The 8130-nt window shown below is 51.7% G+C and carries 11 protein-coding genes; 2 read left to right on the top strand and 9 right to left on the bottom strand.

The features are described from left to right. The 8 genes from ACYC56_RS09465 to ACYC56_RS09430 form a co-directional block, all read right to left on the bottom strand. A partial coding sequence (locus ACYC56_RS09465; RefSeq protein ID WP_461373932.1) for a response regulator occupies positions 1 to 262 on the bottom strand: 262 nt, incomplete at its 3' end. 314 nt (positions 263 to 576) lie between these two features. After that, positions 577 to 753 (bottom strand): twin-arginine translocase TatA/TatE family subunit, encoded by a 177-nt coding sequence (gene tatA, locus ACYC56_RS09460; protein ID WP_461373931.1) that lies wholly within the window; start codon positions 751 to 753, stop codon positions 577 to 579. A 113-nt stretch (positions 754 to 866) separates the two neighbouring features. Next, positions 867 to 1532 carry a redox-sensing transcriptional repressor Rex gene (locus tag ACYC56_RS09455; protein ID WP_461373930.1) on the bottom strand — a complete coding sequence of 222 codons (666 nt, stop codon included), beginning with the start codon at positions 1530 to 1532 and terminating at the stop codon, positions 867 to 869. A gap of 347 nt (positions 1533 to 1879) precedes the next feature. After that, the gene (locus ACYC56_RS09450) at positions 1880 to 2683 is read right to left on the bottom strand and encodes an S-methyl-5'-thioadenosine phosphorylase (protein WP_461373929.1); all 804 of its coding nucleotides are present in this window, start codon (positions 2681 to 2683) and stop codon (positions 1880 to 1882) included. Between the two features lie 109 nt (positions 2684 to 2792). After that, positions 2793 to 3812, bottom strand: coding sequence for a tRNA 4-thiouridine(8) synthase ThiI (locus ACYC56_RS09445; protein WP_461373935.1), 1020 nt, complete (start codon positions 3810 to 3812; stop codon positions 2793 to 2795). A gap of 14 nt (positions 3813 to 3826) precedes the next feature. Beyond that, positions 3827 to 4618, bottom strand: coding sequence for a histidinol-phosphatase HisJ family protein (locus ACYC56_RS09440; protein ID WP_461373928.1), 792 nt, complete (start codon positions 4616 to 4618; stop codon positions 3827 to 3829). Next, on the bottom strand, positions 4608 to 5096 hold the full coding sequence (locus ACYC56_RS09435; RefSeq protein WP_461373927.1) for a 2-thiouracil desulfurase family protein: 489 nt from the start codon (positions 5094 to 5096) through the stop codon (positions 4608 to 4610). Before ACYC56_RS09435 ends, ACYC56_RS09440 begins: the two co-directional genes overlap by 11 nt. Then, entirely contained in the window at positions 5063 to 5752 is a 690-nt protein-coding gene (locus ACYC56_RS09430) for an MgtC/SapB family protein (RefSeq protein ID WP_461373926.1), read from the bottom strand. The genes ACYC56_RS09435 and ACYC56_RS09430 overlap by 34 nt, the downstream gene beginning before the upstream one ends. A gap of 578 nt (positions 5753 to 6330) precedes the next feature. Here ACYC56_RS09430 and ACYC56_RS09425 point away from each other — a divergent pair. Continuing rightward, positions 6331 to 6516, top strand: coding sequence for a hypothetical protein (locus ACYC56_RS09425; RefSeq protein WP_461373925.1), 186 nt, complete (start codon positions 6331 to 6333; stop codon positions 6514 to 6516). A gap of 94 nt (positions 6517 to 6610) precedes the next feature. Here the strand turns inward: ACYC56_RS09425 and ACYC56_RS09420 are convergent, their stop codons facing one another. Beyond that, a complete protein-coding gene (locus ACYC56_RS09420; protein WP_461373924.1) occupies positions 6611 to 7363 on the bottom strand; it encodes an exodeoxyribonuclease X C-terminal domain-containing protein in 753 nt (250 codons plus the stop codon). A 220-nt stretch (positions 7364 to 7583) separates the two neighbouring features. Here ACYC56_RS09420 and ACYC56_RS09415 point away from each other — a divergent pair. Continuing rightward, the coding region (locus tag ACYC56_RS09415; protein ID WP_461373923.1) for a LemA family protein at positions 7584 to 8130 on the top strand (547 nt) is incomplete at its 3' end.

Below are 8130 nucleotides of genomic sequence, written 5' to 3'. Positions count from 1 at the left end.
CCTCTAAACTGTCTTTGGCCGTAAGCATGAGAACAGGAACATTGATCCCCTGTTCCCTGATGGCTTTGCAGACCTCGACCCCGTCGACTTTCGGCAGCATAATATCTAATATCACGAGGTCATAATCACCACCGTGAATTTCTATATGTCGGCGCCCCGCTTCGCCGTCAAAAAGGCAATCTACGGCATAACCTTCTTGCTCGAGCCCTTTTTTTAGCGACATTGCTAGTTTTTTTTCGTCTTCGATGATAAGAATTCTCATACCTTGACCACGTGTTTAACACATATGGCTTTTGTAGACCACATTTTTCTTTACATCTGCAGTTACAGGCATCTCATTTTTCAACATTTTGCTTGAAAATTTTGCAGAATGATTGACAACCACATCATACCAAATACTTTTTGGTTTGCTATAACCTTACGCAGCCTTACCTAAGAACCAGTAGGATAAGGAGAGAGTTCGGCAGCTTGGTAGTCCCAGCCTAGAAAAAAGAGGCCTCTCGGCCCCCTTCACATTTTTGCATTATATAACGATTTTCTGTGTTCTATTATGAGTATGTTTTTATGCTTAAGCTCTTATGATGATTGTTTTTGCTCAGTCGCCTGCGGCTCTTCTTTTGTATCCGTAGCTTTTTTAAGCTCGCGTATACCCTGCCCGACTGCTTTTCCGATTTCAGGAAGTTTCTTGGGACCGAAGATAACGAGCACGATCACTAAGATAACTACCAGCTCAGGAACACCTAAACCAAACATGGTCTATCGCAACCTTCCTTCTGTCGTAACTGTTTTATTAACCATAGCACCAATATTAACCATAGCACTAATTATGCCCAAAATCAGCTTTAAAATAACAATTCAGCGGTGTATTAGTCGGAAGCTGCGCCGTTGCGTTTTCTCCTGGCCAATTTCTTCTCATTAGCCGACAGGTAATAAAGGGTATGGAGCAGCTGCTGAACCGGATCGGTATTATGAAGCTGTACGCCCGCCGGCACATTGATGAGCGCCGGGGTATAGTTCAGGATGACTGAAACTCCCCCATCGATCAACATATCCGCTACTTCTTGGGCCGCAAACGGCGGTACCGCGATGATGCCGATTTCGATATTCGCATTCTTGGTGATATGCGGCAAATCGGCGATGCTAAACACCTCAAGGTGCCTGATGGTCTTACCAAACTTCTGCGGGTCGCTGTCAAATATCGCGGCGATATGAAAACCGTGCTGGAGCAACCCCTCGTATGAAGCGATGGCCGAGCCTAAGTTTCCCGCACCGACAAGGGCGATTTTATGCGGCTCATCCGAACCCAATATCCTTTGGATATGCTGGATCAGGGTCTCGACATCGTAGCCGACGCCTTTCTTGCCGAAGGTGCCGAAGTATGTAAAATCGCGCCTGACCTCCGCCGGATTAACGCCGCTTGAGAGACCGAGCCGCTCCGAAGAAATCGTTTCGATATTACTTTGCTGAAACTTGATCAAACAATTGAGATATGTGGATAGCCGCTCGATTACGCCTTCCGGTATATCGTTCACTTTAAAACCCCTCACATTTTTGCTTTATAGACTGCTTTAGGTACATTCAGGTTCATTTACTTAAGACTCGTTTAAGTGTAGAAAAATGCATCTAAAGATATATCGTACAAAGGTTCTTTGTAGTAAATATAGTCATCCGATTATTATATTGTAACCAATGATACAAACTTTTTCCAGCTTCCCGTATTAAATTTATATAAATTCTTTTAAACAGGCAGGTGAGAAACGGTTTGATGGAGTATGTTCTCGTTTGGCGGCATGACACTTTCGTCACATAGATTCTTACCATAAATAAAGGGCCGAGACAAGCCCGGCCCTTGTAATCGGTATGGTTGACTAGCTGTTGATTAGAACCTCGCACCTTCGAGCGCGTTATAGCATGAGCAATCACGCACTTGCGGCAGCTTAGGGACGAGGGTGAATAGCAGGTTCTTAAGTTTGTCGTTGTTTTCGGTAAAGACCTTGACGACTTCCTCGTGTGAGACCGGCGGGATGTCCGGCATGCCTTCAAGGCCGACATCGTAATCGGTGATAAGCGAGATGTTGAGGTAACACATCTCTAACTCTCGTGCGAGGTATGCTTCGGGATACTGGGTCATGTTGATGACCTCCCAACCCATTGATGAGAACCACTTGCTTTCAGCCCGGGTGCTAAATCGCGGGCCTTGAATGACCACGACGGTCCCCCCGTTTACTGCTGGGATATCAAGCTCTTTTGCCGTCTCATACGCTACTTCGCGCATATTCGCACAGAAGGGGTCTGCGGCGCTCACGTGTGTTGAGATGGGGCCGTCATAAAACGTGTCTTTGCGTCCGCTCGTGCGGTCGATAAACTGGTCGCAGATAACGAACATGCCCGGCCTGATCTCCGGCTGCAGGCTTCCGCTCGCGCATGGGCCGATTATCTGCTCGACACCGAGCGACTTCATCGCCCACAGGTTCGCCCGGTAGTTTATCATATGCGGTGGGTACTGGTGGTCGCGCCCATGGCGTGGCAGAAACGCGACTTTTACGCCTTGGACCTCGCCTATCGCGACCTTATCGCTCGGGGCACCATAAGGCGTCTCGACGTTTACTTCTTCAACACCGTCCAGAAACGAGTAAAATCCGGAACCTCCAAAAATACCTACTTGTGCTTTCTTCTCAGTCATCTTTGCCTCCATGATTTAAAGCATCAACCGCAGAACGGGTCTGTTAACATAGACCGGTTGTTTATTAGGTATTATAAGACTAAATGAGTAAATAAAGAAGATTGTCTCTTTACGCTCCGGTGACCCGTGCAAGCTCGCCGTCTTTGGGTGGGTTAACGTGAACGGCCTCGGCCGGGTGCCGTACGTGGATGAGCCGCTTCTCAGACGTACCGAACTCTACGCTCGTAACATCGACTTCATCCAGCGACTTGGCCTTGCCGTAGCGTGCGGTAAGCGCGGCGGCCTCGAAAACCGAGCGCTCGGTAAAGTCGTTTTTTAGCAGGATGGTAAGCGGGCCGGCATATTCTTCGGCCTCGAAAATGATATCACCCGGCTCGGCAAGCTGGACAAGCCGCTTGTTTTCCTCTTCGTTTCGGGATACCACAATGATGGCACCCTCGCTCGAAAGAAAAACCCGCCCGATCTTCATCAGGTTTACCTCGTTTGCCGTGGGCTCTCCCTCGACTTTATAGAGGGTGCGAAGCCTGATTGAAAACATCGGGTCGGTCAGGATGCAGCCGCCCGCAGGCGACGGATACTCGAGCACCCCGTATTTTTTTGCCAACGCCATCTGGGGTTTTCGCGAGCGACCCCTGATATCGAGCAGCTTCGTGCGGTCGACCAGGCCTTCTTTCTCGGGGATGGTCTCATCGAGAAGCTTTGCCGAGAGCGGTCGCAGTACATACCCTTCCATCCCGGATTCTTTTTCGACAATGCCGAGCGCCTGGCGATTCTGCGATTTGGGGCGCTCGCCCAAGACCTCTCCGGTCGCAATAAAATCGGCGCCAAGCTCTTTCATCAGCTTGCCCGCCTTGTGGATCATCATCGCATGGCAATCGATGCAGGGGTTCATGAACCTCCCGTAACCATGCTTGGGGTGTTTAAGCATCTTCATGTGCGCGTCGGTGATATCGACGATGTGAACGGGGATTCCGAGCATCGTCGCGGCTTTTTTCGCGTCCACCGAGTCGAAAAATGGGGTGACAAAAGTAATCGCCTCGACTTCTATTCCCTGCTCGAGGAGAACTTCTGCGGCCAATATGCTGTCGAGACCGCCCGACATCAACACCAACGCCTTCGTCACTACCATCACCTGCAAATCGATCAGAGTGCTATAAAATCACGTTTGCGTGCCGTAAAAACGGCTAGCCGCTCGTAACCGGCACGCTTGGCGGCTGCGCGTCCCGCCTCAAAGTCCATGCCGACTTCCTCCGGGCTGTGGGCGTCGGAGCCCAACGTCACCGGCACGCCCTCTTTGAAGCAGAGGGCGAGGATCGCATCACCCGGATAGATCTCACCGACCGGCTTTCGCAAGCCCGCCGTATTTATTTCTATCGCCACGCCCGCTTTTTGAATCGCTAAAACTGCGCCCGCAACCAGCGGGGTTATATCCCTCTCGGGTTTGAAGTCGTATTTTTTTATAAGGTCCAGGTGGCCTATGATATCGAAGAGGCCCGTCGTTGCCGCATCCGCTACCAGCTTGAAATACGTCGCATAGACCTCATAGATATCCCGCTGTTTATACCCTTCGATGTAGCGGCTATCATCAAAACCCCATCCATCGATAAAATGAATCGAGCCGATAACGTAGTCAAAATCATACGAGCCAAGCAGCCGCCCGGTTTCTTCTTCCATCCCTGGCAGATAATCGGCCTCGATGCCAGTCTTTATCGTAATATCCGGAAACTCTCGTTTAAGGGATTCGACCGCCTCGATATACGCCGGGAGTTCACCGATCGACATGGTAAGCGTGGGGTCGTGTCTTGTGAGAAGCGGCAGGTGGTCGGCAAAGCCGATCTGCGTAAGGGACAGCTCTCTGGCACGCTTTACGTAGTCGCGCATATCGCCGCGGGCATGGCCGCAGCGGGCGGTATGGACGTGGTAATCAACACTCATCTTCAAACTCTTTCTCGGTGATGACTTCGAGGCCGGATTCTCTTAACAGGGCGGCGGCAACACCGTCGCCCTCTCTTATAGTACCGGAAAACGTGCCGTCATAAATAGCCCCGACCCCACAAGAAGGGCTCAGAGATGTAATGATCGCACCTGTTGCGCCGGTGATGCGCGCAAGCTCGAGCATCTGTGAAGCGCCGCGAATGAACTGCTCGGTCACGTCCTTGCCGAGTTTGTTTATCACTCGCGCTCTGCCGGCCAACACATCGCGGCCATCGCCACCAATGATTTCAGCGGGAGGACGCGGGGTGGCCAGCCCTCCGCCCTGTTCAGGACAAAAGGGTACCGCCTCTGCCTTTTCAACGAGTTCCTGGATTTTTGAGCAGAATTTGTCCCTACCATCATACCTGGTCTTAAGACCGATGAGGCAGGAGCTTACGACCCATTTTATCGTTCGTGGATCATCGGCCTGCTTATCCAATGTATCTCACCCACACCTTTTACCTGAGCCAGTTGCGCCGGTACCCGGATATCGTCGACATCCTGCGGAACCTGTATCCCCAACTGTATAATGTTGGTGCCCTCACCTTCAAGCGGCTCGATCTCGATGGTGCCCACAGTGACACCGATCTCACCGAGGGCCGAGATTATTTTTCCCAACTGCTGCGGGTTATCAACCGCCATCATCTGGATGGTCTTGTGGCCGGGCACGGCCCTGATCTCGATGTATTTAAGCATGGTGAGCGTAAGCAATATCAAAAGCGTCGCAACGAGAGAGGAGAAATAGAGCCCGCCGCCGACGGCAAGACCCACACCCGAGACGACCCAAATGGTCGCCGCGGTGGTAAGACCGCGCACGATACTGCCCTGCCGGATGATGGCGCCACCACCTAAAAAACCGATGCCGGTGACGACGCTTGCCGCGATACGCGTGACATCCGTTCGGGCCAACCCTAAAAACGGCTGGATATCGATTGAAACGATCATCAGAAGCGCAGAGCCCAGCGATACGAGCGCGTGTGTGCGAAGGCCCGCCGGTTTTTCAGCGATCTCTCTCTGATACCCGATGGCGCCGCCCAACAGCACCGCAAGTAAAAGCCTGACTACTATTTCCCATAATGGAGTGGCTGCGCTCATAATGTCTCCCTACACGCTATCCCTCTATGTAATGAGTTTTAAAATTGCCCTATTGAAGCTTTTCTTAACACCAAAAGCCGGGAGCCAGAATCAGAAGATTATAGCCATTGCATCCCCGGTTGGCCGCAGATTCACGGGCGTAAAGCGCGTAACCACTTGGCATGATACACCAAGTTAGGATAATTATCGACTTCAAAATCGGGCTTATTAATCTGTATATATTTGCCCTTTCCTCTAGCAACTGCTCTCGTAATAATGTTATCTTGTATGAGGCCTGAGCCGTGAGGGGTATTGACGCCCGGCTTCTACCTTTCTTGTGGCTTGTTTGAGCCGCTTAAAAGATCTATAATTATATGCGAACATATGTTTGCTAATTTAGTCGAGAACTAGGTAAATATCAGTTTGAAAACTGGTTTGAGAATCAATCCAGCTAAGGACTAAATCCAGGCAAGAAGTAATTTAAGAAGCAATAATCGATAAGTAAGAATTGGGAGTCACGAAGTATCAACTGCCGCATGTACCATAGGAGATGATCTAAAACGAAACACCTACTCGCAAAGTCGGTCGAAGTACCCGCTTTGAATAACGATGCGCAAGGCAGGCGGCTTTTTTGCCCGCAACATGGATTCAGGCTTGGGAAACTGCTGGATGAAAAAACAACGGACGGTATCCTGACCTCGTTCGTGCTCAAGTGCCCGAAGTGTAGTTACAAGGAGCGACGGATTTTACGATCATCGCCCAGCACGACCAATACTGCCAACTGATAGAACCCGGCGTTTTGCACATACTTCCCGGCAGCAATCGCTCGAGCGATTGCTGCCGGCTACCATGATAAAATACCTAAACCCCTCAACCAAGTTACTCGAAGAATATTTCGGCCGTACCGGTCGGGTCGAACTCGTCGACCTGCGGTGTGCTCTCTTCAAGAAGTTTCTTTGCGGCGGTCCTCAAAACGTAGTCGTACGCCTCTTTTGCAAGCCACTCGACATAGGTCGGGTCCTCGATCAGGACGTCTCCAAGGGACTTATCCGCATGCTTACCGAAGGAAAGGATGACGGACTCGGGCTTCTCCATCCACGCCTTTCGCCCTCCGGGCTGCAGTTCGGGCTCCTGAAGCCACTTCGATTTGGTAGCTTCTCCATCCGCACCCTCATTCGCACTTCGGGCTTCTGGGGCTCCTGCGGCTTCTGCGACCTCGGGGGCCGATGACTTCTTTTGGCCGTTCCCGTTTGCACCTATTACCGGCTCACTCTGATTGATTTCCTCGGCTGCGGTCATGCCGACGTTGGTCGCAAGCCGTAGGGCGCGGGCTATTGCGCGGGTATCCGCAAGGCGGACCAGGTGCGGCTGCATCGGGCGCTCGGCGGATTCCGGAGAGGCATCGCCAAGAGCCGAAAAGACCCCCTTGTCCGTCTCGACAACCGCCCTAACTATCGCGAGCATCGCGTTATCCCGGTGCGGAGCCTGCAAAAGCTGGGTCTCCACCCGTTTTAAACCTGCCGCGTGCGCCATCTCCAGGAGACCCTCAAAGAGCACGAAGTCTTTCCCTTGGATTTTCTTGATGAACTTAGCAGGAAGCTTCTGTCGCCCTTCGGGCTTCGGTTCTGACATATCCTTACCACCTTTCAATCACGAACGCTTGTTCGTATCTATTGTAGTATATCGCACCAGTACGCGCAATCGACATACGCCAGCTATACATCCATTAACCAGGCATTTTGTCTGTGGCAGAGCACCAGCCGAGCCATGCTTGCAAGCAACACCGTCAAGAGTCTGTTCTATTGTCCGTTTATAATTGGTTTTATTGTCCGGTTTTGGGTATCAATGAGGTATGATTACGCTCACAGTCATCATCGGGTTGATTGTTATACTCGCGCTGATTTTTGCCGGTTACTACAACCGGTTGGTTTCGCTCCGCAACCGGATCGATAACGCATGGTCGCAGATCGACGTGCAACTGCGCCGGCGCTACGACCTCATCCCCAACCTGGTGGAGACGGTCAAGGGCTATGCAAAGCACGAGCGCGAGGTGTTCGAAAAGGTCACAGAGGCGCGCTCCCGCGCCATTTCCGCGGGCAGCGTCGCCGAGCAGTCCCAGGCTGAAAACCAGCTTACCCAAACGCTCAAGAGCCTCTTTGCGGTCGCGGAAAACTATCCCGACCTCAAGGCCAACCAGAACTTTTTACTTCTGCAGGAGGAACTCTCCGGCACTGAGAGTAAAATCGATTACGCGCGCCAATTCAACAACGACTCCGTCTACCAGTACGATACCGCCATCCAGAGCTTTCCGGGCAATATTCTGGCCGGGATGTTCGGTTTTAAGGAGCGCCAGTATTTCGAGGCCGAGCCGGAGAGCCGTGGGCCGGTGAAGGTCGCGT

It is taken from the genome of Candidatus Aquicultor sp. (assembly GCF_054640775.1).
Note: the sequence above shows the minus strand (reverse complement) of the source record. Positions and strands in the feature narration are given on the sequence as shown.

What these genes read in the sequence shown, in the direction of transcription:
- ACYC56_RS09420 (WP_461373924.1), bottom strand. Translation starts at nt 7,363, where the DNA reads ATGTCAGAACCGAAGCCCGAAGGGCGACAGAAGCTTCCTGCTAAGTTC.
- tatA (WP_461373931.1), bottom strand. Translation starts at nt 753, where the DNA reads ATGTTTGGTTTAGGTGTTCCTGAGCTGGTAGTTATCTTAGTGATCGTG.
- ACYC56_RS09430 (WP_461373926.1), bottom strand. Translation starts at nt 5,752, where the DNA reads ATGAGCGCAGCCACTCCATTATGGGAAATAGTAGTCAGGCTTTTACTT.
- ACYC56_RS09440 (WP_461373928.1), bottom strand. Translation starts at nt 4,618, where the DNA reads ATGAGTGTTGATTACCACGTCCATACCGCCCGCTGCGGCCATGCCCGC.
- ACYC56_RS09450 (WP_461373929.1), bottom strand. Translation starts at nt 2,683, where the DNA reads ATGACTGAGAAGAAAGCACAAGTAGGTATTTTTGGAGGTTCCGGATTT.
- ACYC56_RS09445 (WP_461373935.1), bottom strand. Translation starts at nt 3,812, where the DNA reads ATGGTAGTGACGAAGGCGTTGGTGTTGATGTCGGGCGGTCTCGACAGC.